The 25,895-nt window shown below is 40.5% G+C and carries 21 protein-coding genes; 1 reads left to right on the top strand and 20 read right to left on the bottom strand.

The window, feature by feature from the left end:
* Nucleotides 1-60: 60 nt before the first annotated feature.
* The 4 genes from C8P64_RS02020 to C8P64_RS02035 are packed head-to-tail and all read right to left on the bottom strand — an operon-like array spanning nt 61 to nt 4,407.
* Nucleotides 61-1,179, bottom strand: coding sequence for an efflux RND transporter periplasmic adaptor subunit (locus tag C8P64_RS02020; RefSeq protein ID WP_108170386.1), 1,119 nt, complete (start codon nt 1,177-1,179; stop codon nt 61-63).
* A 25-nt stretch (nt 1,180-1,204) separates the two neighbouring features.
* The gene (locus tag C8P64_RS02025) at nt 1,205-2,467 is read right to left on the bottom strand and encodes an ABC transporter permease (protein ID WP_108170387.1); all 1,263 of its coding nucleotides are present in this window, start codon (nt 2,465-2,467) and stop codon (nt 1,205-1,207) included.
* A 1-nt stretch (nt 2,468) separates the two neighbouring features.
* A complete protein-coding gene (locus C8P64_RS02030; protein WP_108170388.1) occupies nt 2,469-3,713 on the bottom strand; it encodes an ABC transporter permease in 1,245 nt (414 codons plus the stop codon).
* Nucleotides 3,706-4,407, bottom strand: coding sequence for an ABC transporter ATP-binding protein (locus tag C8P64_RS02035; RefSeq protein ID WP_108170389.1), 702 nt, complete (start codon nt 4,405-4,407; stop codon nt 3,706-3,708). Before C8P64_RS02035 ends, C8P64_RS02030 begins: the two co-directional genes overlap by 8 nt.
* Nucleotides 4,408-4,594: 187 nt before the next feature.
* Here C8P64_RS02035 and C8P64_RS02040 point away from each other — a divergent pair, with 187 nt between their 5' ends.
* Nucleotides 4,595-5,788 carry an acyloxyacyl hydrolase gene (locus tag C8P64_RS02040; RefSeq protein WP_108170390.1) on the top strand — a complete coding sequence of 398 codons (1,194 nt, stop codon included), beginning with the start codon at nt 4,595-4,597 and terminating at the stop codon, nt 5,786-5,788.
* A gap of 6 nt (nt 5,789-5,794) precedes the next feature.
* Here C8P64_RS02040 and C8P64_RS02045 read toward each other — a convergent pair whose 3' ends face one another.
* From C8P64_RS02045 to C8P64_RS02120, 16 genes are all read right to left on the bottom strand, one after another.
* The gene (locus tag C8P64_RS02045) at nt 5,795-6,049 is read right to left on the bottom strand and encodes a hypothetical protein (RefSeq protein ID WP_108170391.1); all 255 of its coding nucleotides are present in this window, start codon (nt 6,047-6,049) and stop codon (nt 5,795-5,797) included.
* Nucleotides 6,050-6,089: 40 nt separating this feature from the next.
* On the bottom strand, nt 6,090-6,629 hold the full coding sequence (locus C8P64_RS02050) for a DUF420 domain-containing protein (RefSeq protein WP_108170392.1): 540 nt from the start codon (nt 6,627-6,629) through the stop codon (nt 6,090-6,092).
* Complete coding sequence (locus C8P64_RS02055; RefSeq protein ID WP_108170393.1) at nt 6,626-7,360, bottom strand: SCO family protein; 735 nt, start codon at nt 7,358-7,360, stop codon at nt 6,626-6,628. The genes C8P64_RS02050 and C8P64_RS02055 overlap by 4 nt, the downstream gene beginning before the upstream one ends.
* A gap of 5 nt (nt 7,361-7,365) precedes the next feature.
* A complete protein-coding gene (locus C8P64_RS02060) occupies nt 7,366-8,010 on the bottom strand; it encodes a hypothetical protein (RefSeq protein WP_108170394.1) in 645 nt (214 codons plus the stop codon).
* Nucleotides 8,011-8,095: 85 nt separating this feature from the next.
* Nucleotides 8,096-8,458, bottom strand: a complete 363-nt coding sequence (locus C8P64_RS02065) for a cytochrome C oxidase subunit IV family protein (protein WP_108170395.1) — start codon at nt 8,456-8,458, stop codon at nt 8,096-8,098.
* Between the two features lie 17 nt (nt 8,459-8,475).
* A complete protein-coding gene (locus tag C8P64_RS02070; protein WP_108170396.1) occupies nt 8,476-9,456 on the bottom strand; it encodes a cytochrome c oxidase subunit 3 in 981 nt (326 codons plus the stop codon).
* Nucleotides 9,457-9,501: 45 nt separating this feature from the next.
* Nucleotides 9,502-10,083, bottom strand: a complete 582-nt coding sequence (locus C8P64_RS02075; protein ID WP_108170397.1) for a cytochrome c oxidase subunit 3 — start codon at nt 10,081-10,083, stop codon at nt 9,502-9,504.
* A complete protein-coding gene (gene cyoE / locus C8P64_RS02080; protein ID WP_108170398.1) occupies nt 10,074-10,976 on the bottom strand; it encodes a heme o synthase in 903 nt (300 codons plus the stop codon). The genes C8P64_RS02075 and cyoE overlap by 10 nt, the downstream gene beginning before the upstream one ends.
* Before the next feature lie 89 nt (nt 10,977-11,065).
* Entirely contained in the window at nt 11,066-13,186 is a 2,121-nt protein-coding gene (locus C8P64_RS02085; protein ID WP_108170399.1) for a gliding motility protein RemB, read from the bottom strand.
* A 118-nt stretch (nt 13,187-13,304) separates the two neighbouring features.
* Nucleotides 13,305-14,027, bottom strand: a complete 723-nt coding sequence (locus C8P64_RS02090) for an energy transducer TonB (RefSeq protein WP_108170400.1) — start codon at nt 14,025-14,027, stop codon at nt 13,305-13,307.
* 110 nt (nt 14,028-14,137) lie between these two features.
* Entirely contained in the window at nt 14,138-14,857 is a 720-nt protein-coding gene (locus C8P64_RS02095) for an energy transducer TonB (RefSeq protein WP_108170401.1), read from the bottom strand.
* Nucleotides 14,858-14,889: 32 nt separating this feature from the next.
* A complete protein-coding gene (locus C8P64_RS02100) occupies nt 14,890-15,288 on the bottom strand; it encodes a VanZ family protein (protein ID WP_245889640.1) in 399 nt (132 codons plus the stop codon).
* Nucleotides 15,278-15,658, bottom strand: coding sequence for a glycine cleavage system protein GcvH (gene gcvH / locus C8P64_RS02105; RefSeq protein ID WP_108170402.1), 381 nt, complete (start codon nt 15,656-15,658; stop codon nt 15,278-15,280). The genes C8P64_RS02100 and gcvH overlap by 11 nt, the downstream gene beginning before the upstream one ends.
* 63 nt (nt 15,659-15,721) lie before the next feature.
* Nucleotides 15,722-22,825, bottom strand: a complete 7,104-nt coding sequence (gene sov, locus C8P64_RS02110) for a T9SS outer membrane translocon Sov/SprA (protein ID WP_108170403.1) — start codon at nt 22,823-22,825, stop codon at nt 15,722-15,724.
* A gap of 56 nt (nt 22,826-22,881) precedes the next feature.
* Nucleotides 22,882-23,463: a Holliday junction branch migration protein RuvA gene (ruvA, locus tag C8P64_RS02115; RefSeq protein WP_108170404.1), complete on the bottom strand. Its 582-nt coding sequence runs from the start codon at nt 23,461-23,463 to the stop codon at nt 22,882-22,884.
* A gap of 90 nt (nt 23,464-23,553) precedes the next feature.
* Nucleotides 23,554-25,842: an NADP-dependent malic enzyme gene (locus tag C8P64_RS02120; protein ID WP_108170405.1), complete on the bottom strand. Its 2,289-nt coding sequence runs from the start codon at nt 25,840-25,842 to the stop codon at nt 23,554-23,556.
* Between the last annotated feature and the right edge of the window lie 53 nt (nt 25,843-25,895).

Below are 25,895 nucleotides of genomic sequence, written 5' to 3' on the forward strand. Positions count from 1 at the left end.
ATATAATTCTGTAAGATATGTCTGTGAAATGTGCAGGTTGTTACACACTAAATAAAATTTCTAGTTTTGAGCGATGTTCATTGCAGGTTTGATCTGGTTCCAGACCTTGATCTTATCTCCCATTTTCACCCCGCTTTTTACCTCAACATTAATCCCGTCGCTCACGCCAAGTTCAATCGGCTGCTTCTGGAATTCCTGGTCACCGGTCATCACCTCTACAAATGGTTCTTTGGTTTCTGGGTCAAACTGAACCAGTGCTTCCTTAATACCCAGCACATCATCTGCACGGGCAAGAATAATAGAAGCATTAGCACTTAAGCCTGCACGAATAAAAGTAGTATCGGCTTTATTAAGAGTTCCCTTGATCTCGAATTGAATGGCTCCATTATCTTCAACTCCTTTTGGAGCGATATAATCCAGCACAGCATCGAAAGTCTTATTTTCGATCGCTCCCACGGTAACCTGCAGCGGAAGGTCTTCCTTGATCTTTCCAACTTCGCTTTCGTCTACTTTACCTTCAAAGATCATTTCATTTACATCTGCCAGGGTAGCGATGGTAGTTCCATCGTTGAAGTTATTACTTTCTATTACCTGGTTTCCGGTTTTAACAGGTACGTCCAGCACCATACCTTCTACGGTAGAACGTATCAAGGTATTGGCGGCGCTACCAATCCCACTGGTAGTACCGGTTCTTACGATCTCATAATTCTGTTGTGCAGATTTGTAATTCTGCTCAGCTCTTTTGTAGCTAACTTCAGCTGCATCAAAATCATTGGCAGAGATCACACCTTTATCATAAAGTTCCTTCTGTCTTTCAAAAACCTTTTTCTCATTATCAAGATTGATCTTCGCTGTAGCAACGGCATCTTTCGCACTTTGTAAAGACGATACATTCGGGATCACCCTTATCTTTGCGATAAGATCCCCGGCTTTGATGCGATCACCTGCTTCAATATATATTTCATCTATGATTCCTGAAATATTCGGTTTGATGAGAACCTCTTCTTTAGGAACGATCTTTCCAGTGGCCACGGTCTTTTTAATGATGGTTTGCTCAGAAGGCTCTTCAGTCTGATATACGACCGGGTCCTCCTGATTTTTCTGATATAAATAGTATAATGCCCCGACGAATGTGACGGCGATAAATACTAAAATTCCGATGGTTACAAATTTTTTCATTTTTTGATTGTATTAGCGTTAAATATTACTCAGTTCTCAAGGCGTCTACAGGCTTCACTTTTATGGCCTGTTGCGCCGGGATCAATCCGGCCAGTAAACCGGAAATGATTAAAATTGATAAAGCGACCATTACTACTCCCAGGTTCACCGAAGGATTTAGGAACATCATTTCTGAAGTATCCATCTGGCTAAGCTGAAAATTCACCAGCCAGATCACTGCCGTGGCCAGGATAATTCCCGCCATACCAGAAATAATGGTTAGAAAAATGGATTCCATAAGGATCTGGCCTCTAATAGACCAGGGTGTTGCCCCAAGGGCACGCCGTACTCCAATTTCATTAGTTCGTTCTTTTACTACGATCAGCATGATATTACTAATCCCGATGATCCCGGAAAGCAGCACCAGAACCCCCACAAAATAAGCAACTCCTTTCAGGGCAATAAAGAGTCCGTTTACTTTGGAAAATTCCTGATAAAGATCAAAATTACCCACCGCGCGGTCATCATCTGGATGAATGGTGTGGCGGCTTTTAATAATTTCTATAATATCTCCTTTTAAATTGGTAATAGAGTATCCATCTTTTGCGGTAATAGCCATCCAGCCTACTTTATTCCCTCGGTTAAAAGCTTGTGAGAAAGCAGTAAAAGGAACATAAATTTCTTTCTGACCTTCTTCAGCATCTCCACCACGACTCTTCTTTTTATAGGTTCCTATGACCATGAAATTAACCCCATTGATTTTTATATAGGTTCCAAGGGGATCTTCGTTAATATCGTACAATGCAGATTGAACTCCATTACCTATAATGGCCACCTTTCTTTTCTCATTTATATCTGAATAATTCAAAAACCGTCCGGAAGTAATATCCATAGGTTCCTGTTGAATGATTTCAGGGTAATCTCCATACACGTTGAAAGCACCTGTATTCAATCCACGAACTACGTTGTTAGCTCCTCCAAAACCTCCCAGCTGATTCCTTGGAGATACAAACCGCAACCCGGGAACCTGACCTTTAATAGCGGTCACATCTTCAACTTCGAAACTGTAACGCCTGCCTTTAGGCATTCCTTTATATGGCTTAGAAGCAACCTGGGTCCACATAAACATAGTGTTAGTAGCTATTCCACTAAAACCCTGTTTAACGCCATTTTCCAGGCCCTTACCTGCAGCAAGGAGTATCACAAGGATAAAGATCCCCCAAAGTACTCCGAAAGCAGTAAGAATTGTTCTAAACCAATTTGAGGTCAATGCCTCTATTATTTCACTCCAGCGATCTCTACTAAACATATTATTCGTCTCTTAAAGCGGTTATTGGTTTAATTCTGGCAGCACGCCAAGCGGGAAAAAATCCGGCAAGGGCTCCGGCTATCACAAGGATCACAACTGTATTTATAGCTACAGTAAAGTTCACGGTTGGATTATATATATATTGTGTTTCGATCATTGGTCCAATAAACTCCAGTAGGGTAAGACTAAAGATCAATCCCAGGAAACCTGCGATAGCTGTAACGAATATAGATTCGTGGAGGATCATCCCTATTATGGAAAGTGGTTGAGCTCCTAAAGCCTTTCTTATCCCAATTTCGCGTGTCCTTTCTTTGACGATGATCAGCATAATATTACTAACCCCAACAACTCCAGCTATAATGGTACAAATACCTACTCCCCAAAAGAACAGCCTTATCATATCCATTAAAGTGAAAAATCTTTTAGCATTTTCCAGGTAGTTATTAATATGGATTGCACTATTGTCATCTGGCGCCACTGTATGTTGCTCTTTCAGAAAATCCTCCAGTTGCGCTGAGAACTGATTAGAGGCAGCAACTGCTGCATCAAAATTATCTTCTGGCTTCATGGTAAGATAAAGGCGCTCAATATTATTCGCGCCTCCAAACGCCTTTTGTGCTGTAGTAATAGGCACCACTGCCCTGGCCTCATCTCTTTCGCCTCCTGGATCTGTAAAAACACCTACTACCTTAAAGTTCACTCCAGAAACCTGAACCATTTTACCTATTGGATCCTCTCCTTTAAAAAGATCTAGTTTCACCCTATGCCCAATGACCATTGCTTTTTCAGAATTCTCCAGATCATGAAGATCTATAAAGCGACCAGAAGTAAGGCTCATATTTTCCAATTCCTGATATGCAGGGAAAGTTCCATGCACAGCATAGGAACCAGATTCCTTACCATAATTTAATACCTGTCCCCAATTTTGGTAAAGTGAAGCGCTCTTATCCAGCTTATCGCCATATAAACGCAGTATCTGATCGTAATCCTGATTTTTAAGCTGAATTCTACGACCTGGATTCAATCCTTTATATTCCTTTGAAGTTACTCCTGGAAATACAAAGATCAAATTAGAGGCGTCCTGTTCAAATTCACGGGCAATGCCATTGCGCATGCCTTCGCCTATCCCAAGCAACACAACCAGGATAAATATCCCGGATGCTACAGAAAGACCTGTTAGAAACGTACGTAGTTTGTTCTTGCGAATGGTTTCAAAGATCTCGTCCCATCTATCTAAATCAAACATTTTCTAACGCTCTAACCTGTGAAACTACGGTATCCTCTATTATAACTCCATCTTTAAGATTAACGATCCTTTTCGTCATCTGAGCGATGTCGTGTTCGTGCGTAACCACTAGAATGGTACGTCCTTCATCATTGATCTCCTGTATGAGATCCATCACTTCGTAAGAAGTCTTTGTATCCAGAGCTCCTGTGGGCTCATCTGCCAGCAGGACTTTAGGATCACTCGCCAGCGCTCTGGCTATGGCTACTCTTTGTTTTTGCCCTCCCGAAAGTTCATTAGGCAAATGTCCAGACCAGTCGGCAAGACCAACTTTTTCAAGATAGCTCATTGCCCTGTCTGTTCTTTCACCGCGGGATAAGCCTTGATAATACAAAGGCAAGGCTACATTATCCAAAGCATTCTTGTATCCAATAAGGTTGAATGACTGAAAAATAAAGCCAAGAAATTTATTTCTATATTTAGCTGCAATCTTCTCATTAAGATTTTTGATGGGTACACCGTCCAGCACATAAGAACCTTCGTCTGCTTCATCGAGCATTCCAAGGATGTTCAGCAAGGTTGATTTCCCGGATCCTGAAGAACCCATAATGGAAAGTAATTCGCCTTCGGCGACCTTTAAATTGATGCCCTTCAATACGTGCAATGAATTGGCACCCATTTTATAGGACTTGTGAAGGTTTGAAATTTCAATCATGATTGATGGTTATTAAAGAGGGAAAATGACTCCCTATTAAATAAGACTGCTTAAAAATTAAATTGTTACATTAATCACATAAAAAATACAAAATCATTAGATAAAATCTCGTGATTTATATTTTAAGATTATATCAAATAACTTTTTCCAATATTATTTCCGGTCAAATAAGACCCCTTCCTGATCTATGCAAAAAGCTTTTTCTCTACTTTTTTTGATATTAGGTTTTAATTTATGTTTTGCTTTTCAAGAGGCAGAAAAAAATAATTCTATTGAAAACCTATATCTATCGGCCAGTTTCGGTGCTATTAATTATGATTACTCTAGCGAATTATTAAATGATAATTTTCAAACTACAGGAATTACAGGCACTAATACCTTTGCAGCCAGGTTCTCGGTTGGCTACCACCTTACAAGGAAATGGGATATTGAATTCAGCGTAATGCGTCCCAGAGCATGGGTGCAATATAATTTTGAATCACCTAATAAATTTGATAAGTCTGTTTGGACAAATATCTGGGCAATAAGCAGCAGAAGGAATTTTAAATTATTTGAAAGGACTACCCTTTATTTAGAGGGAGGGGTTAGCAATGTAGCTAGAAAAGGCTTTAACCTAAATGATGAAGTGGCTGTGCCTTCAGTTAGATATATATACCCAATCTTATCTACGGGGATATTACATCCTATTTCCTCTAAAATAGATGCCGCCGTAAATTTTACATTTTCACCAGCTAACAGCAATTATAAGCAACCTGCGACCCATTTTTTCGCCACGGGAATTGTATACCATGTTAGAGAACCTTCAGAACAGGTTAAAAAATCATATTCTAATACATCCCATTATTTCCCGAATCACTTATTCAACATAGGCTATGCTTCAGATTATGTAGGCTTTGATGCAAACAGGCAATTTTCGAAGGGATTAGACACAAGCATCCCTATCTTCTGGCTAGGAGACGTCTATGTAGAAGACGGATTTAATGCCTCCTATCAAAAAAATATCTTTCATACCAGGAAAAATTTCTCTCTGGACGCTGGAGCAAATATTTCCTATTACAACACGCAGGAGGACGAATCGTTTTTTGCTATTTCAGTATTTCCAGTTATCAAATGGTGGTTCTTAAGGACTAAGCCCGCTGACGTATATTTCAACTACTCCATCATAGGCCCGGCATATATTTCCTCCAGCGTTTTAGACAACCTGGACACAGGGGAAGAGTTTACTTTTCAGGATTTTATGGGAATAGGGTTTATATTCGGAAAAGAAAGAAATTATAACCTGGATCTAAAGATCGCACACTACTCCAATGGAAACATTTTTACGCAAAATCCAGGAGTTGCGGTACCTTTAAGTATCAATTTTGGGTATGCTATTTATTAAGAGATATCAGTTCTCTGAAGCTGATCCAGGCTTATTTTTTCTAGATCTGTAAATAAAGTAGCCAACACCCCCAATCAACAAATAAGGGAATATCATTAGATAGATAATGCCGTCATTAATCCCTTTCGCAGTACTTTGATCTGCTTCACTTTCCAAGACGGCCCTGCACATTGAGCATTGAGCTTCGGCAAGTTCAGGCACGAACAAAAGAATTAAAAGGATTAATCCCGCATATTTTAAATTCTCTCTCTTCATTTCCATCTAATTTAACCGACTCAAAATTAATCAATTATGACGAATTTTAATAATAAGGCATCATAAATAAAAATACCAGAACCCCCGTAACGGCAACATACAACCAAATTGGGAAGGTCCACCTGGCGATTTTAGCGTGTTTCCTATACTCGCCGCTTAAGCCTCTATACATGGTGAAAAGCACCAAAGGCACGATAATGCCCGATAATACAATATGGGTAATAAGAATAAAGAAATATACATATCTAAGCGTCCCTTCACCACCATAAGGAACCGGCTCATTACTTATTTTTGAAAGCACGTAACTCACCAGGAATATAGCAGATAGACCAAATGCCGCTATCATAGTATTTCTATGCTGAACATATTTTTCAGCTTTCATAAAGAAATAACCAAGGATCAATAAGATCGCCGTTAGAAAATTCAGGACGCCATGAAACAATGGAAAAGTCATGGAATCTGTACCAAAAATATTATATCGTTCTGGTAATAACATAAGCACCAAAACGATCACAGGAACGGCAATAGACAAGGCAATGATCACCGGCACTGCAACCTTATCCGAACTTTTTAAAGCTGTCTTCACAGTAATTTATTTATATCTTCTATTAATATCTCTATCTGTGGCCCTTCTTCTCCCTTAGCCACACTCTTGTTCTTTTCTACTGAACCGCGGTAATAGATCATAGGATTTCCAAACTGATCTTTTCTGGACCTTATATAACCTTCCTGATCTATCAGTGCAAACATGCCCTGATGAGCAAATCCACCTGCAGCATTGGCATCCTCCCCTGCATACAAACCAAAGCCCTGGTTCGCCAAAGCATAGATCTTTTCCCGGTCTCCCGTCATCAGGTTCCAGTTAGAACCATCAATCCCATAATTCTTAGCGTATTCAGCCAAAACTTCAGGAGTATCGTGGGTAGGATCTATCGTAAAGGAAGCGATAGCAAAATCGTCCTCTCCCTTGAATTCTTCCTGTATCTCTACAAGATTTTTATTCATGATAGGGCAAATTGTTGGGCAGGTAGTAAAAAAGAACTCTACCAGGTAAACTTTCCCTTTATAATCCTCATTAGAAATAGTATCTCCTTCCTGATTTACAAACTCGAATTGCGGAGCCTTTTTCTTTTCACCATCCAAAACTATATACGAAAGTGGTTCGCCTTTGTCTTTTGCAGAGTTTTCCCTTTTCTGATTAAGCCTGTCTGAAGTAACAACTTCATTATCGCTTATTCGGTCTACGATCTTTGGAATAAAGATGATCCCGAAGATCAGGATGACCAGAGAGATTCCTACGTATGAATAATTTTTCATTTCTATTATTTCTTTCGTTCAGGATTATTCCTTTTCAAGGCAAGACGATATTCGGCCAATATCACCTTGACATCATCATTCATTTTATTATTAAGCTCTGCTACATCCCTGGAATCATATCCATAAAGTTTCCCATACTCCTCATCATCATCCCTGCCACGAAGATTAGCATCTTTGTCAACTATAAACACATAAGGTGTATGACCACTTTCATCTAGTTTATGTGGAGTTTTAAAGCTTTCGAATACTTCCTGGATATTATCAATATCTGAATAAGCTATTTTCCACTTAGAAGATTCACTTATCTTTTTAAATTCCTCAACAAAAGCACTAGTTTCATCTTTCGCATCTTTTGGAAGAATGATCACGAATTGAAAATCATCAAAATCGTAATATTTCTCCAGTATCTTTTTATCGAGGTTAAAGGTATTGCCTTTGATGTTTTCAAGATCTGAACCAAAGAAGGCTACAACACTTATATGATCTTTAAAGCTAATAGGATCGCCCGTGTTGGATTCAAAGGCGGTGATATCCTGTACATTTTCAGTTAGCACAGGTAGCTTGGCAAAATTGTTCTTTCCAGAAGCAAAAAACAAGTATGCAGTGATAGGCAGAGCAAACAGTATTCCTAGTACCAGAAACTTTTTCATAAGCAGAAAAACCAGTTTTACAGGGGGCTACAAAAATAAAAAGACGGTTTAACAAAACCGTCTTTTCCAATGCTTTTAACTTTTGTTAAAAATCCCAGGCAACGTGGCCGGTCTGGTAAATATCGTGTATATATCCACCTTCAGTAAGAAGGATAAAGATCAAGTAAGAAATCAAAAAGATCGATGTCCAAACGATCGCTCTTCTTAGACCTTTTGTTTCATGCTCAAGGTGCATGAAAGCCCAGGCAATATAATAAGCTTTGTAAATAGTTAAGATTATAAAGATCCAGTTAAGCAATCTCATTCCTAAAAGATAAGTATCTGTTAAGAATGCTGGTTTAAGTATACCAAAGACAACCTCTACAATTGTTACTACCGAAAGTATTGCGAAAACTGTCCAGATCCTTTTAGTTGCTGATCCGTGTTGATGCGTAGTATCGTGAGCCATAATAGTTTATTTCTGAATTATACCAGGTAAAAGAATGTAAATACAAATACCCATACAAGGTCTACAAAGTGCCAGTAAAGTCCAACTTTTTCAACCATCTCATAACTTCCACGTCTCTCATAGGTCCCTATGATCACGTTAAAGAAGATAATGATGTTGATGATCACACCAGAAAATACGTGGAATCCGTGGAAACCTGTAATAAAGAAAAAGAAGTCTGCGAATAAAGGAGCTCCGTATTCATTCTGTACAAGGTTTGCACCTTCAACTGTACCAACAGCTTCGTTATTAAGTTTCATTAAGGATTCTTCACGGGAGAGAATTGTCTTCTGCCCGTCCTCTGTTAACTTCTGAGTTCTTATAAGAAGATCTTCATTCTGAATAAATCCTGCTTTAACTTCTTCAAGGCTGTATGTTGGAAGATCTTTCCCGGCATCAAACCAGATACCGTTATTAGCTTCATGCTCTACTCGCTCACCAGCAATAGGCACCGCGATCTCTGAAAGAGCTACGCGCTCGCCTTCAGCATCGATGAACTGAAGAATATTTCCTCCCTTGGTTGTTACAGCTCCATATTCTCCGCTAATGAAGTTTTTCCACTCCCAGGCTTGAGATCCTACGAAAACAAGACCACCAAGAATGGTAAGGAACATATAGATTGTAACTTTTCCTTTCTTCATATGATGACCTGCATCTACTGCAAGTACCATAGTTACCGAAGAAAAAATAAGGATAAATGTCATCAACGCCACATAGTACATAGGAGCATCTACTCCATGCAGAAATGGGAAGTGAGTAAACACCTCATCGGCAATTGGCCATGAATCGATGAATTTAAATCTTGAAAAACCGTAAGCTGCAAGGAATCCTGAAAATGTTAAAGCATCGGAAAGGATGAAAAACCACATCATCATTTTTCCGTAACTTGCTTTTAGTGGTTCATTACCACCACCCCAGGTTTTCCCTTCTGTGCCTGTTCTAACGACAGTCGCCTCCATAGAAGTATTTTAATGTTAAAGGATGCGCAAAAATACGCAATTTTATTATCTATAGAAATAGAAAAACAAAATCAAAAATATCCAAAGCGCATCTACAAAATGCCAGAATGTCTCACCGAGCTCAAACCCAAGCATTTGCCCCGCTTTGTAACGTTGTTTAAAATGGTTATAAATTAGCACCAAAAGCACTATAATACCTGCGAATAGGTGCGCTAAGTGCACACAAACAAGGATATATATAAAAGATGTAGTTACTGTACTTTCTGCCCCGGTAAACCAATATCCCTGGCTAAGTATATCACTAAACCCGTAAAATTGAAAAACAATAAAAAGTATCGCCAGGATCAATGTTCCTATTAAAAATGCACTGGCATTCTTCCTATTCCCGGCTAAGATCATTCGTTTGCTCAAAAAAAGCGTAACACTGCTGGCAATGATCACGATCGTACTCCAAAGGAATGCCATAGGAAGCTCAAAATCGTTCAGCCAGTCTGGCCTGTTCTTACTCACCACATAAGCACTGGTAAGACCAGCGAAGGTCATGGTCATACTTATAATCCCGAACCAGAGCATCATTTTCTTAGCCCGGCCATATTTCTTTTCGTCAGATCCCTGAGTTAAATCCATTGTCTAATAAATTTATCTAATACGTATACTATTTGCAGCAGCGTGATATAGGAAACACTGGCAAACATTAATTTTTTAGCAGCCTCGGCTGTCTTTTCTTTAAATAATCTTATCGCGTAATAAAGCATCCCCAATCCTAAAAGCAGGATGATAAGACCAGATACCGGTGTGAGATAAAGTTTCCCGGTAACTCCAAATACTGGGATCAGTGAAACCAGGATCGTCCAGCAGGTGTATAAAATTATCTGAATCGCAGTCCCACGGTCTCTTTTTCCTGTTGGCAACATAAAGAATCCGCCCTTTTTATAATCATCGAACAGCCACCAGCCAATAGCCCAGAAATGTGGGAATTGCCAGAAGAACTGTATCATGAATAAAGTTCCGGGTTCTATACTGAAGGTTCCCGTTGCCGCTACCCATCCTAACATGAAAGGAATAGCTCCAGGGAAGGCTCCCACAAAAACTGAAAGGGGAGTTTTTGTTTTTAGCGGAGTGTATATACTTACGTATAAAAATATGCTGATCGCCCCGAACATCGCTGTTTTTGGATTGATCACATAAAGCACCACCAAACCTAAAACGGTAAAGATACTTGCTATGGTAAAGGCCACTGTATTGGTCATTCGACCGGCAGGCAAAGGCCTGTTCTTGGTCCTGTCCATTAAGGCATCGAGATTCTTTTCGATGATCTGGTTATAGGCATTAGATGCTCCTACCATGAGGTAACCTCCAATTGCCAGCAAAGTAACCACTACGAAATCTATATTGTCTGCCCCCAGAAAATAACCCGCGACAGATGAAAAGACTACGCTAATAGCAAGCCTCATCTTGGTTATTTCCTTAAAATCTGACAGAATGGAAGCGCTGGAAGTATGTACGCGAGTGTTGCTCAAAAAAAGCTTTTTTTTAACTGGCGCAAAGATACTTCTTAATTAGGTTTTAACAAGGAAGGCAATGTGTTAATTTTCAGAGATAAAAATCACTAATAATCAAAGTACCAGTTAAAAATGTCGGTTCTCAAGCCAAAATTGATCCAGGTAGTGGAATTATCAAAGTTTGCCGTGGTTTTGGTCTGCACGTCAAAATCGCGATAAATAAAACTTGCGAACAACTTCAGGTTTGTGGTTGGATTAACTATATAACCTGCCTCTAATTCAGTATAAATTGAATTGGTTGTATTCCCCTGACCAATCTTCACCCCTGTATCGAAAGGACGATCCTCTTCATTTCTATAAATATCCTGACCGTAATAATCACCGGTTTCAGAAAAATCGAAACCACGTTCACCAAAGATCAGTTTTGCTGAACCATACATTCTGTCCTGCTTATACCGGGCAACACCAATGAACTCTCTGAAATTCGCACCCCAGAAATGAGCCATGGACTGGTTGTTATGCCCGTAATTAAGAGTGATAGAGTTATGTGAATAGGTATATGGCCTCACCTGATTATACTCTGCCTGTAAAAACAGATTCTCCACATTAAAGGCATTAAAATATTTTAAACCTGCCTGAAAGCCCAGTTTGTTTTTCCAGCTGCCTTCACCGCCAAAAACATCTCCCGATGAAAATTCATCGATAAGCCATTGCCCGTAAGCATACATTTGATTGGAGAACTTATACTTCCCGGTAAGACCTATAATAGCGTTACCCCCATCTGCTCCGGTGGCGAATTCGATCGCGCGGTAGAAAATAACCGGATTCAGATAATTGATATCAAAACCACGATCATTGTCATTTTCCCACATCACAGACTCAAAGAATCCTAAATTCAGTCTCTTGGTGACATTCAGGCTTAAGTAATGGTTTGCGATATATTTTGTTCTATATGAACCGCTATTAACCACCGCTGGCCTCACATCCCGCAAAGACATCCAGGTATTGGTGTATTTTAATTTCCAGAAATTAGTGTTCAGCTTTAAATAAGGATAAGGCGAAGCATTGTCACTTAAGATCAAAGACCTGTATCCATCTCCTATAAAATTTTTGCCATGTCCAAATTGAATATTTATAAATTCAGCGGGGGTAAATGACAAATATCCCTCGGCTACAGGATAATCGTAACCTTCATCCATAAAGGTTTTCGCCACTCCTCTTCCCGGAACAATCGCCGGATCACCGCCGGCCGGTCTTATCGATTCAGCATACCGGTTATAATATTCAGCAAATCTCCCCTGGCTTTCGTAGACCACAGAGTAAAAATTGAATTTTTTACCCAGTCCTCCCTGAACTATGAACTGACGACCATTGTTATAGGTAAAATCATGCTCTGTCTGCTCAAAATCTTTCCCGATCTGAAGGTCGAAACCAGGATCTATGGCAAACCAGTATTTATCTGTTTGAAATCTTACCAAATGCTCATTCCAGAGTTTTCTGCCTGCCCAGGTAGACCTGTCCTGCAACAATTCATCTCGCTGCTCCTCAAAATCGTAATACCTGTTCACTTCACTATAAATCAATGGCTTGGAAGCAGAATGTGTATTGGTCCCTATCTGGTTGAATTGAGCATCGAACCTGGCATAATATTCATGAGATAACGGAATATTTAGCTCACTGGAATATTCGGGACTGGTAAATTTATCTGATTTAATTTTTTCGTATTCGGTTAGGATATTTTCTTCTTCCGTCACTTCTACGGAAGAGCCTTCAACTTTAAGGGCAATCTCCTCTTCCTTCTCAAGGGGCTGCAAAACGACATTATCTTGCAGCGGAATCCTTAATGGCATTTTGAACTGCATATGGATGGGACGACCATTGTAAGTAGCCGGCTTAATAATTGGAAGACTTTCAAAGACTCTTTTTACCTCCTCTTTAAGCTCCTCATAGGCCGCGTCCAGATAAATTAACTGAAACTCACCTTCTTCATCTACCTCGAAAATGATCGTAAGCTGCCCTTTGTAGTTTTCGGTTATAACAATTTCAGGTAACTGAAAATTAGAAGTTATATAACTGATAAGGGTTCTGTCGAAACATTGCGCCTGATCCTGATAATCTACATTTTCACATTCAGGAAATTCAGGATATATCTCTGAAGATAAATTAACATCCTGTGCGGTGATCTGAAAACTTACATTTATAAAAAGAAGAAGTAAGATATACTTCATACGTTCGGGGGCCTATTATTTATTGGTGTAATATACAGTTTTTCAGAAAGTGAATTTACACAAAATAAAAAATCCCGACCAATTAATGGTCGGGATTTAAATATTATAATAAGGAAACCTAGTCCTGCACTTTGAAGGCAATAGGAAGAGAGTACATAACTCCTACCGGCTTACCACGCTGCTTACCTGGTTTCATTTTAGGCAGACTGTTGATCACTCTCGCAGCTTCCTGCTCAAGTCTAGGGTGTGGAGCACGAGCTCTTACCTGACCAATATTACCTTTTTCATCAATTCTAAACTGAACGATCACACGGTTAATTCCGCTTAATCCAAGTTCGGCTCCAAGATCTGTATCGAACTCTTTGTTCACATACTTAGAGATCTTTTCACTCATACACTTTTTACGCTCGTCATTATTTCTAAGATTCTCACAACCTGGGAAGATCGGCACATCTTCGATCACCGCGAACGGTACATCTGCAACCTCTTCTTCTTCAGGAGCCTCAACAACTTCTTCCACTTCCACGATCTCGTCAAGATTAGTTTCAGTAGACTGAATTTCGTCTTCTTCAACCTCTTCTTCATCTTCCACTACCTCGATAACCTCTGGTGCTGGTGGTGGTGGCGGTGGCGGTGGTGGCGTATTCTGCATTTCAGTAATCGGCACATCCTCTTCATCAAGGGCGTCCATATTTACCTGTCCTATATCTATATTGTCTGGGTCATAAGTTTTCCACTCAATCGCCCTCCAGGTAATAAATAGAACTACTACAAGACCAAGTTGAAGAAACAATACTCTGTTTCTATTCAAATTAGCCTTTGGATTTTTCTTAGGTTCCATAATACGTTATATTGTTAAGGGTTGCTAAAATAAAGATTTTTTCCAAAAAACTAAATTTATCTGGAATAATAAGTAATTAAAACTACGGTAAATTTCTAAACCTCTCACAATCATTCCTGAACTTTAAACCGAATAGGTATGGTATAAGATACAGGAACAGCCATTCCACCCTGTTTACCCGGTTTCATTTCGGGTAATTTCCCAATAACTCTTCTGGCTTCCTCTTCGAGTTTAGGGTGAGATGCTCTGGTTTGAATATTTTCAACCAGGCCATGCTTATTAACTACAAACATTACAAGCACAAGATTCGTACCAGTAAGACCAAGTTCAGCGCCTAATCCAGTATCGAACTCTCTATTTACAAAGTTACTGATTTTTGAACTCATGCATTTTTTACGCTCACTATTCCCGTTTAGATCTTCACAACCGGGAAACAAAGGCACTTCTTCTATAAAGTCGAAAGGAACATCTACAGGTTCCTCGGGTCTCTCCGGCTCCACGATATCATCGGGTTCGGGCAGGTCCTCGAGATCAAAATCTGTTGGAGCCACCGCATCTTCTATAATTTCCTTATCATCTGGAACCTCATCGATCTTATCTACGATGGTTTTTGGTGGTGGCGGAGGTGTTATTTCGGGAATAATAGTTATAGGTGGAGTCTCTTCTTCCAGGTTATCTACAACGATCTTATCATCTTCTGATGGTTTTGCATCATAGGTTTTCCACTGAAAGGCCTGGAACGTTAAAAATAGTACAAGGATAAGTCCGATTTGAAGAAAAAGGACCCATTTCCGGCGAAGGTCTGCCTTCGGGTTTTTCTTAGGTTTCATAAATTAGATAGTTAATAAAGGTTATAATTTAGCTAGGCAACTTTCTGTTTTAGCTTTTTCACCGTCGGCGCCATGACCATGAAAAATAAAACAGCAAGTACTACACCAGTAGAATTTGCCAGAACATCCCACCAATCGGGTGTCCTGTAACTGGTTAGGGTTCCCTGCAAAACCTCAATTAACATACCAAAAAGAAAAGAAGCGAATGCCACCCATAATAAATTAGAGGTATATCGCTGAAAATCAGAGTTCTTAAATAAGAAATATAGCTTCCACAAGAAAGCTAAAAACAAATATGCTCCGGCATGGAGCATTTTGTCTGTTGGATCAAATCCAGCTACACTAACCTTAAAGTCCATTACAATCAAAGAGAAATACGTAATGGCACTGGTATAGATCAGCGCAATAAAAAGTAAAATCTTAGCTACCAACTACTTCTTTATATTCGTCTGCAGATAAAAGATCTTCTACTTCTGAAGTATCTGAAAGTTTGATTTTGATCATCCAGCCTTCACCATAAGGATCGTTATTAACTTTTTCCGGCTCGTCTTCCAGGCTGTCGTTAAATTCGATGATCTCTCCTGAAAGCGGCATATATAGATCTGAAACTGTTTTTACAGCCTCTACCGTTCCAAAAACTTCTTCTTTCTCAAGGGTCTCATCAAGAGTTTCTACCTCAACATATACGATATCCCCAAGCTCACCCTGGGCAAAATCTGTAACTCCAATAATTGCGGTATCGCCTTCTACTTTAACCCACTCGTGGTCTTTTGTGTATTTTAATTCTTGTGGAATATTCATTAGTATAGTTTTAATAAGACCGCAAAGTTAGTTTTTTAGACGGATTGTTCAAATAGGGCGTGATTAATTTCCGAAATTATATATAAGCGTAAAACCAGATCTTATAGTTGTTTGAGGAAATGCGGTTGAAACTGCATATTCAGAGAAGGTATGATCATAATAGAACCTGGCTGTTAGATTCCTGGTAAAGGCATAATCTGCCTTGAAATTAATAGACCAGATATCCTGCCCCGATATAGTTTGCGCATTGGCCAGGTCCAGATATCTTACTATGGTGCGGTTCTTCCGGTAAGAAACATCTGCCCTGAAATTAAGATCACTACTCAATACTCTTCTTCTACCTCCCAGAGCCGTGGCGATTTTAAGATCCTTGATCCTGTATCCCGTCCCCAGGGTATATTCATTTCCGCTGTATTCGGTTAAAAGGTTATTGTCAAAACTAAATGCCAGCGAACGGTCTTTTTGCATTTCAGCCAGGATCTGGATATTTCCTTTAGTCTCGAAATCGATCCTCGCTAAAGGTGTGAAAAGTTCTGTAAGCACAAGATTCGAAAAGAGCACAGGATTTTTAAAATCTCCAGCCTGGTTCAGCTCTTCCGGATTCTCCGGATCATAATCCAGGTTGGTCTGGAACTGGTTCAAAGTATAATCTGATCTATAACCGTGATTAAGCGAAAATCTTCTGAAATTCTCTCGGAACCATTCGATCCTCATTAGCCCGGTATACTTGATGTTCCAGTTAGGAACCGGGAAATCCCTAAATGCTCCTAATTTCACTTTTCCGGCATCCTTACCGGAATATGCCGCAATGAATGCAGGCAGCAATACCGCCTGATTGGTTTTACCAATACCACGCGGATATCCTTCCTCATCCACATCTGTTGGATCCAGTCCTCTATCTGCAGCTACTCTTCGAGCTACTTCCAGCCTGTTTTCCCTGAATCTTTCAAAGGTTTCTGAACTGGCTTCCGTAGAATTATTAAAGGCCGTTCCTATAAGAATAGTGGAAATATTAAAATTCCCGTAAGTATATGGTGTTAGTGACTGATACTCCAGAGTGTTTGGGTCTACCCTATAGTTTTCAGAGTAATTCTCTGAAAAATTCTTTCTACCCGTTAGTTCTATCGTAAGATCTGGAAGGAAATCGAGTCCTGCCTGGTAATCCAGCTGTTCGTTTTTAAGAGCGGTATACTGCTGGTTAAAATTCTGAAAAAGGGTTAACCAGCCTCTTTCTGCCGCCATATACCTTATATCATCCTGGAAACCGAAAGTAAAACCTGCAGTTGGTTTAAAAGTCCCCATAAAACCAATACTTTCAGTATATCCCGGTAAGAAAATTCCGCGGGTGTTCCTGTAGTTCATTTGAAGGGTCTTAACCCCGGTGACTATATTCACGAAAGTATTATAACCCTTATTGGTTTTTACCTTAACCTCTGTTTCCTGCTTTTCATTATTTGCATCTGGCGGACCAAGTGTTGGAACTCCCTGACTTCTCTCCTGAATACTTTTGCCCTTATCTTCAGATTTCTTTTCAACCAGACCTACATAATTATACAGATCCTGCATATTTAAACTGGCATTTATCTGGTGGGTATTTGAGTTCTGTACGCTGTTACCAATGGCCGGTATGCCTTCGAGTTGTTGAAAGATCCTTGAACCACGTTGCCACTGGAAATCACCGGTGTAAGAATAGGTAGCGTTTACAAAACGCAATACCGGTATCTTCTCAAAAGGTAACTGGTAATTTACCTGCAGGGTTTGGAAATGAAGGTTTGGATCTCCAACATTAAAAAAGTCGTCCCATAGACCTATGCTATTATCGGCGAATCCTTCTTCATCTATATAATTCCTGATGATCCTGTTATTACTGGCGTTAAAGGAAAAATTCAAGGACCTAGTAAGATTATAATTTACTCCGTATTGCCAGTCGAAAAGATAATTGCGCTGATACAAAGTTGGTATCCCTATATCATTTTCACTAAGGTCCAGCGACCTGAACTTTTGTTCATTATACTGCCTGAAAATATTTGAACTGGCATTGATATTAGATGGCAGTATATTAAAATTGAAATCTCTGAAAAGCGCGAAGTAATCACTGCTATCCAGCACCGCGACGTTCTTTAATGGCTCCACAGTTTTTTCAGGAAAATTGAACTCATAGGTTCCACCCACCCTTACGCTTTGGTCCAGGCTTTCTTCAACTTCAAAATCCCTGTGATCTATCTGATTATAAGAAGTAGAAAATGCGAAATTCTCAATATCATATGGCATTGGTTTTTTCTCACCAACTCTTTCCTTACGCAAGCCGATTACGTTAATACTTTGTCTTTTGGTATAAGACTGGGATTGCTTTTTAATTCGGTCTTTTTCTTCCGGGTCCTGGATATTTGCCAGCCTCGTATCGAGGTCGACATCTAAAAACTCCTGGTCGAATTTAGGAGTTATCAGTTCTTCGCCCCTACTATAATTCACGGGAACCTTTACTCCCCATGTTTTTGGTAATAACTGACCCATATTAACATTGGTCACGACGTCATACTGCTGAAGATCCTCACGGCTTCTCTGATTAGGCCCCTGCTCTATACCTCCAAATCCTACGGTACTTCTTCTTCCGGTAGCCGATACATTGGCAAAATCTGCCAGGTTGCTATCCATACTAACCACTCCGGCCCAACCGCCTTCATTTTTAAGGTCTGATAATCTAAGTTCGTTGAACCATACTTCACCGCAAAGATCTGCGACTCCGTCTACCCTGGTTCCGTTTTTCACACCTACCATCAATAACCTGATGTTACCAAAACTTGGATTACCCTTTACCCCCAGCCTAAGCCTACCCAAATCGTAAGGAGCTTCGGCATCTACCTGTGCTAGCTCCTCTGTAAAGAAATTAAGCTCTGTAGCATTCAGCGTTGGGTCGCCAAGAACTGCGGTCTTTATCTGTTGCAGCAGGTCCAGCTCAAGGTTTAATCTGTTCACTTCTGGCCAGATCTCTTCTGGAGTTGTTGCTCCAAATAAGGTAGTGGCAAGCGGGATCTCTATCTGATAAAAGTTATCGCTAAAATCTGTCCCCATCCTTATAAACGCCACCAACTGACCATCTTTTAACGGAGGTTTGTTCACCCAGGATTCGGCATGCAGGAACATTTCCAGGTTTTTATACTGGCGCATATCGATCTGGAAGTTCTTATAAACTGCACGAGCGTCCTGTGGTTCCAGCTCACAAACTCTTAAAGATAAAGACTGCTCATTCTGCCTGATGTTGGAGTTGGTCTGGAATAATTCTTCACGCTCAACTCCCGGAGGCAATACATATGGGATCGGCTGGCGGTTTTCATTCTCTTCGATATTCACCGCGTTTACTTCAAACAAAGTATTTGGGTTCTCTATTTGCCCTTCATCTTCAAACAGGCTCTGGTTATATCTTCTGTAATCACCTCTTACCAGGTCCATGGTTCCAAATCTCAATACGGTTGGATCCTGAAAACCTGTAAGGAACATTCTAATGAATCTTATAGATCGAAAATCTGCTATTCCGCCGACAGCCCTGGTAGGTTCAAAAATAGGTATTTTGAACTGCAGCCATCTTACCGGAAGCTCCTGCCCGTTTCTAAGTGTGGTGGTAAGCTCCTTAACATCTGTGATATACTGGTTATTATCAATATTCATTCCCTGGAAGAAAGGAATCTCATATTCAAAATAACTATTAATGGTGTTCATGGTATTATCACGGTTCATATCCTCTGCGGTTGGCAGAGTAGTGTTCCCGCGATTGGTATCTGTAACATCTGTAGGAGAGTTACCTTCGGTACCGTTGTAGTTGCGGTAACGCTGAAGAACACTTCCTTCAGTATTCAGGAAATACTCATAGTTATCTGCAGATGGATCTGGAAGATTCGCGAAATCACTGAATTTTGCAGCTTCTGCCTGATCCTGGAGACCATCGAAACCTACATCCTGCAAGGCTCTTGCCGCACCTTCAGTATCGAATGCGTAAACCAGCGAGTTATCTGCCGGTACAGATCCAAAGGCAGTGTTAATGGTATTGGCCTCTCCCTCGCCTTCGGGAAGTCCGTTCTCGTATTGCTTTCGACCATCTTTTAGAACATCCTCAGAAATATTACCAAGGTTAAAATTGATGCTACCACCTGCCCTTCCAGAATTCTCGGGATAGATATAAGGGTCCATCACCCAAAATTGAATGTACTCCACATTGGATTGTTCAAAATTGGTGGTATTGATGGATCTCATGATACCTCCAAAATTACTTGCCGGATTTGGTAAATTATTACCACCTGCCGCCGCAGGATTATAATTATAAGGTCCTCTTTCAGCCGGGTTATAGGCCACATCCATGGTATACACTACCTGCGGCTGCCCCTGAACCACATCTATGTTCGGGAATATCTCATTTAGGGCTACCCGTCTCGCCGCATAGGTAGAAATATCTGAATCACTGATGCCGGCAGGACGATTATTACTGTAAAAGATAGGATCTATGGTATACCAGGCCATTTTCGCCCTTTTGTAACCTGCTCCAAGATCCCCGTTAGACAATTCCCCACCATAACCAATTGGCACACTGGAAAGCTCCCAGCTCAAAGGGTTATTAATATCTATCGCTGTTTGTGCAGCTTCAAAGTCATCGATATAAGTAGTCGCTTTTCCTCCAAAATCATCTGAAGCCGGGGAGCCCGGAATTAAATAAGCGAATTCACCACGAACCGAAACATTCGATTTTACGTCGGTATCAATATTCGGTAGTTTATTGACCAGTCTGGTTAGGAAAGGAACCTCTGTACTGTAATTGAAATTAAGACCGAGAATAGTGTTATTTATAGGCTCGTATCCATAATTCGCCTTCTGGGTAAGCGGGCGTTCTTTTAGATTCAGAAATGTACCTCCGATTAAAAAGTTTTCATTGAACTGGTGTTCTACATTGATACCGGTAAACCTCTTTGTTTGCTGACCAAACAGCGCGTTATTCTCCGTATTTACCTGAATAGGGATATCTGAAGCCAGTAAAGCCTCGTCCAGGATCTGCACCCTTCCCAATTCATAATTCACCACGTAATCAACCCCTTCCTGAAGAATTCTACCACCAGCAGTTACGGTAACCGATCCCGGAGGAAGATTGAATCCAATTGGAATTCCTTCCACCTCAGCCGATTTATACCTTCCTTTTAATTGAAATTTATTCTTGTCTGCCTCTTCCTGTTCTGCCTGTATCTTGGTAGTTCGATACATCGCCCGGAAAACATATCTCTGCTGATTCTCATTCCAGGTTTCCGGAATATTATAATCTTCTGTTCCACTGTTTGGTGTCTCATCCAGTTTTCTGAATAAATGACTACCAAAAGGTTCCACCGTAGTAAAAATGATATTCCCGTTCTGAGGATCTATGGTCATTTGAGGGACATAATCAAAAAATCCATCTCCTCCATTGATCGGGTCGCCGTTCACGTTAAGGTTATCCAGGTTAAAAACTCGAAGTAAAGGAGTCTCAAGAACATCATCTGGAAATGTAGTCCCTTCAACGGGTCTTATATAGTTAAGCGGCTGAGGATCTGTATAAAGAATATTCATTCTGAAATCCTGTCGCTCCAATTGGTATGCACCCAGGCTGTAAATGTTCTTCATCATAAGATCCCAGATAGGCTCATTTACATTTATCACCGTACTTCTTAGAAGCTTTACTATCAGGTTCTGACTCGCTCTCGTATTTGTACCGGTATTGGGATCTTCGTTTTGATTCTCATTGATGGCATTTACTCCATCATTGGCAAATTCTCCTACCTGATAAACTTCTCCATTGATGGTATATTGAAAAGCCACCCCAAGAACTTCGTCGTTACTTAACCTCTGGTTCAGGGTAATATATCCTAACTGCGTATTGACGGTATATTCATTAGGTTTTAATTGCCTCGCATTCTCCAGCTTGGCATAATCTGTACCTTCAGAAACGGTCACACCGCCAAATCCCTGATCAACGGTTGAAATATCACGAATGGCTGGCGTAAGCACAGATTCGGCAGGACCGGTAATTCCAAAAGGGTTAAAATCGTTATTCGGGTTATCTGGGAAAGCTCCCGGAGGTTGATTAAAAAATCCTGCCGGCGGGGTATCCAGACCTATATTTCCCTGGATGTTGGTTTCCCCAAGGTCCTGGATCGCTACAATATTTCTTGTATCCTGGATATTCTGAACATTATTGGTACGGTTAGTAACCCAAACCTGAATTCGCTTTACCTGAATATTGGTATTTATAAAGGGATAGTTCTCCAGGGCTTCGTCATAGGTATCACGAAAATAATGCGCGAGGAAGAAGTGTTTATCCTGATCGTAATCCAGGGCGAATTTTTCAAAATCTTCTACAGTAGCTCCACCTTCAACATTCACGGTCCGTCTTTCTGATCTCTGCTCAGAAAAAACACCGGTAATCCTGGTCTTCCCAAACTGAAGTTCCGTTTTAAAACCAAACAACGTCTGGGCTCCCTGGATGAGGGAGTTATTAAGCGCCATATTCACATTACCCACCTCGATCTTTTGAACAATATCGTCTTCGTTGGGAGTATATTCCAGTTTTAACTGGTTTTGAAAATCGAAAGTAGATTCAGTATCATAATTTGCGATGATCTGCAGCCGTTCACCTACCTGCCCCAATAAGCTCAGACTTATTCGCTGGTCGAAATCGAAGGAATAATTCTGTCTGTTCCTGGGAGATAGTGCGGGATTATCCTGTTTTGTATATAATAACCCCAGGTCCATTTCTACTGAACCCTGCGGAACAATATTGATCTCTGAGCCGCCAAAAATGGTCTCAAAGAAATTACTGTTTACATAAAAGTCAGGTAAAAGATCCTTTTGTATATCTTCTGCTCCCTCTTTCCTGCCCGAAAGGGCATCATTCTTCAGTTTGAAATAATTCCGCATCTCTTCCTGAAGCACCAGGTCTTCAAATTCCTTTGGAGTAAGCACCAGAGGTAACCCCAAATTTATTTCACCCAGATTTTGCTTATAGAAATAACGGTTAAGAACAGGATCGTATTCGTATTTAGAGATTATACTTTCGGGATCGGGAAGACTTATTTCGCCGAGGGCAAATCCTGTTGCCGTGGTATCCTGAGGCGTCTCCTGCGCCAATGAATCCACTGAAAACACCAGTATCATCAGGCAGGTAAGACATACCGGTACAGACAATTTTAAGTAATTGTTCCTCAATTTACTTATAGCTTTTTAAGAGCCAGTTTGATTATAGCTTCAACGGTGGAATCAGGATCATCTTTAAGGATCTTTTCAACAACTTTGCCGGCCTGGCGCCTGTTATATCCCAAGATCTCTAATGCTGATAACGCTTCTTCCTTATTTGTATTGTTCTGTGAGATGAAAACTTCATCGTCACCAAGGACTTTCAGTACCTTATCTTTAAGGTCTAAAATTACTCTTTGAGCTGTTTTTGCACCAATCCCCTTAACGCTCTGAATGGTTGGAACATCACCCGATGCGATCGCATCTATAACCTCTCTTGGCTGCAGCGATGACAACATCATCCTGGCTGTACTTGTACCCACCCCTGAAACAGAGATCAGCAATTTAAAGATCTCCCTTTCAGACTTTTCAACAAAACCATATAGCGTATGCGAATCTTCCTTTACCTGGAGATAAGTAAACAAACTTATAGCTTCAGATTCCGGAATAAGCGAAAATGTATGCAGTGAAATATTTACGGTATATCCAATTCCGTTGCATTCGATAACAACGTAAGTTGGATTTTTTTCAATTAATTGCCCCTTTAAGTGATGGATCATGAAAAAAACTTGTGTTCGAACTCAAATGTAATAAAATAAAGTAAAGGCAGAAATTGACCTTCTGCCTTTTGATTTGAGCGTATTTAATAATTATTTTTTGAGCTTCTTTTCTTTTTCCTGTGCATCTACAACCGCTACAGCCGCCATGTTCACCATCTCCTCTACACTCGCCCCGAGCTGTAAAATATGAACTGGTTTCTTCATCCCCATCATGATTGGACCAATTGAATCTACATCATTCAGCTCCTTGATAAGCTTATAAGTACTGTTCGCAGAATCAAGATCTGGATAAATTAAAGTATTCACCTTTTTACCAGCTAGTTTAGAGAAAGGGAATTTCCCCTGAAGCATTTCCCGGTTTAACGCGAAATCTACCTGTAGCTCTCCATCTACGCTTAATTCTGGATGGAACCTGTGTAAATAAGAAACCGCATCCTTAACCTTTCTTGCCCTTGGATCTTTTGATGAGCCAAAGTTGGCGTATGAGATCATTGCGATCACCGGCTCCATTCCAAATAGCTGTACTGTTCTAGCCGTCATTTGAGCGATCTTAGCCAGATCTTTCGCCGGCGGATCTATATTTATGGAGGTATCACTAATAAATAGGGGTCCTCTTGAAGTATTCATTACGTTGGTTGCAGCCACCCTGGTAACGCCTTTAGCCATTCCAACTAGCTCCAGCATTGGTTTCACCACTGTTGGGTAGGCGCGGGAATATCCCGAAAGTAAGGCATCTGCATCTCCTTCATTTACCATCATTGCCGCGAAATAATTACGCTCACGCATTAATTTTTCCGCATCGTATTTGGTAACTCCGCTTCTATGCCTGGTCTCCCAGTATTTATGAGCATAATTTTTACGGTGCTCTTCTTCCTCGTCAGATTTTGGATCGATGATCAAAACATCTTCGTCTTCAAAATCTATTTCACCCATTAATTCGATGATCACCTCTCTTCTTCCCAAAAGAATTGGAGTCCCTATTCCTTCATCTTTTACGATCTGCGCAGCCTTAAGCACATCAAGGTGATCTGCTTCAGCAAACACGATACGTTTAGGATTCGTCTTGGCACGGTTAATCAACAATCGGGTAATCTTATTTTCATTACCCATTCTTTCTAGAAGTTCTTCTTCATACTTCTGCCAGTCCTGAATATCCTGCCTGGCTACACCGCTATCCATGGCAGCTTTGGCAACTGCAGGTGGTACTTTTGCGATAAGTCTTGGATCGAATGGCTTCGGAATAATATAATCTGGCCCGAAATTAAGACGGGTTTCACCATAAGCGATATTAACCTGTTCTGGCACTGCCTCTTTTGCAAGTTCAGCAAGAGCCTTTACCGCGGCCTTCTTCATTTCCTCATTGATCTTTGAAGCTCTTACATCTAAAGCTCCACGGAAGATGAATGGAAAACCAAGCACATTATTCACCTGGTTAGGATGGTCACTACGACCGGTAGCCATAATGATATCTTTCCTGGTTTTCATGGCCAGGTCGTAATCTATTTCAGGGTTTGGATTAGCCATAGCGAAGACGATAGGCCTCTTGGCCATACTCTTAAGCATCTCTGGAGAAACGATATTGGCAATAGAAAGTCCAACGAATACGTCGGCATTTTTCATTGCCTCCTCCAGGGTATCGATTTTCCTGGCTGTAGCAAATTCTTCTTTTTCTTCGGAAAGGTTATCCCTGTCCTTTCTAATAACGCCTTTACTATCCAGCATTACTATATTTTCAGCCTTGGCGCCAAATGCCTTATAAAGCTTAGTACAGGAAACTGCGGCAGCACCGGCTCCACTGATCACTATTTTAACCTTTTCGATCTTCTTTTTTGCCAGTTCAAGGGCATTTAGCAATGCCGCTGCAGAAATGATCGCGGTTCCATGCTGATCATCGTGCATAACAGGAATATCCAGTTCAGCCTTTAAACGTTGTTCGATCTCAAAAGCTTCGGGAGCTTTAATATCTTCAAGGTTAATACCTCCAAAAGTAGGAGCGATATTTTTTACCGTTTCTATGAATTTATCTACATCTTTAGTGTCCACCTCAATATCGAAAACATCGATATCGGCGAAAATCTTAAAGAGCAGACCTTTACCTTCCATAACCGGTTTTGAAGCCTCGGGACCAATATCCCCAAGTCCCAAAACAGCAGTTCCATTGGAGATCACGGCAACAAGATTTCCCTTGGTAGTATACTTATATGCGTTCTCTTTATCCTTTTCAATTTCCAGACAGGGCTCGGCTACACCGGGAGAATATGCCAGAGAGAGATCTCTTTGGGTGGCGTATTTTTTTGTTGGTACAACTTCAATTTTTCCAGGCTTAGGTTTTGCATGATAAACCAGTGCCTCTCTTCTCTTTCTGGAAGTGTTACTCATAATTCAATTTTTTGGCTGAGTAGCAAAGGTAGTAAGCTAACTTTAAATAAGAA

It is taken from the genome of Christiangramia gaetbulicola (assembly GCF_003054225.1).
Classification (GTDB): domain Bacteria; phylum Bacteroidota; class Bacteroidia; order Flavobacteriales; family Flavobacteriaceae; genus Christiangramia; species Christiangramia gaetbulicola.

Coding starts and splice junctions, on each gene's coding strand:
- sov (WP_108170403.1), bottom strand. CDS start 22,825: ATGATACTGGTGTTTTCAGTGGATTCATTGGCGCAGGAGACGCCTCAG.
- C8P64_RS02095 (WP_108170401.1), bottom strand. CDS start 14,857: ATGAAACCTAAGAAAAACCCGAAGGCAGACCTTCGCCGGAAATGGGTC.
- C8P64_RS02075 (WP_108170397.1), bottom strand. CDS start 10,083: ATGGATTTAACTCAGGGATCTGACGAAAAGAAATATGGCCGGGCTAAG.
- C8P64_RS02055 (WP_108170393.1), bottom strand. CDS start 7,360: ATGAAAAATTATTCATACGTAGGAATCTCTCTGGTCATCCTGATCTTC.
- ruvA (WP_108170404.1), bottom strand. CDS start 23,463: ATGATCCATCACTTAAAGGGGCAATTAATTGAAAAAAATCCAACTTAC.
- C8P64_RS02085 (WP_108170399.1), bottom strand. CDS start 13,186: ATGAAGTATATCTTACTTCTTCTTTTTATAAATGTAAGTTTTCAGATC.
- C8P64_RS02020 (WP_108170386.1), bottom strand. CDS start 1,179: ATGAAAAAATTTGTAACCATCGGAATTTTAGTATTTATCGCCGTCACA.
- C8P64_RS02090 (WP_108170400.1), bottom strand. CDS start 14,027: ATGGAACCTAAGAAAAATCCAAAGGCTAATTTGAATAGAAACAGAGTA.
- C8P64_RS02045 (WP_108170391.1), bottom strand. CDS start 6,049: ATGGAAATGAAGAGAGAGAATTTAAAATATGCGGGATTAATCCTTTTA.
- C8P64_RS02040 (WP_108170390.1), top strand. CDS start 4,595: ATGCAAAAAGCTTTTTCTCTACTTTTTTTGATATTAGGTTTTAATTTA.
- C8P64_RS02030 (WP_108170388.1), bottom strand. CDS start 3,713: ATGTTTGATTTAGATAGATGGGACGAGATCTTTGAAACCATTCGCAAG.
- gcvH (WP_108170402.1), bottom strand. CDS start 15,658: ATGAATATTCCACAAGAATTAAAATACACAAAAGACCACGAGTGGGTT.
- C8P64_RS02025 (WP_108170387.1), bottom strand. CDS start 2,467: ATGTTTAGTAGAGATCGCTGGAGTGAAATAATAGAGGCATTGACCTCA.
- C8P64_RS02035 (WP_108170389.1), bottom strand. CDS start 4,407: ATGATTGAAATTTCAAACCTTCACAAGTCCTATAAAATGGGTGCCAAT.
- C8P64_RS02120 (WP_108170405.1), bottom strand. CDS start 25,842: ATGAGTAACACTTCCAGAAAGAGAAGAGAGGCACTGGTTTATCATGCA.
- C8P64_RS02065 (WP_108170395.1), bottom strand. CDS start 8,458: ATGGCTCACGATACTACGCATCAACACGGATCAGCAACTAAAAGGATC.
- C8P64_RS02070 (WP_108170396.1), bottom strand. CDS start 9,456: ATGGAGGCGACTGTCGTTAGAACAGGCACAGAAGGGAAAACCTGGGGT.
- C8P64_RS02060 (WP_108170394.1), bottom strand. CDS start 8,010: ATGAAAAAGTTTCTGGTACTAGGAATACTGTTTGCTCTGCCTATCACT.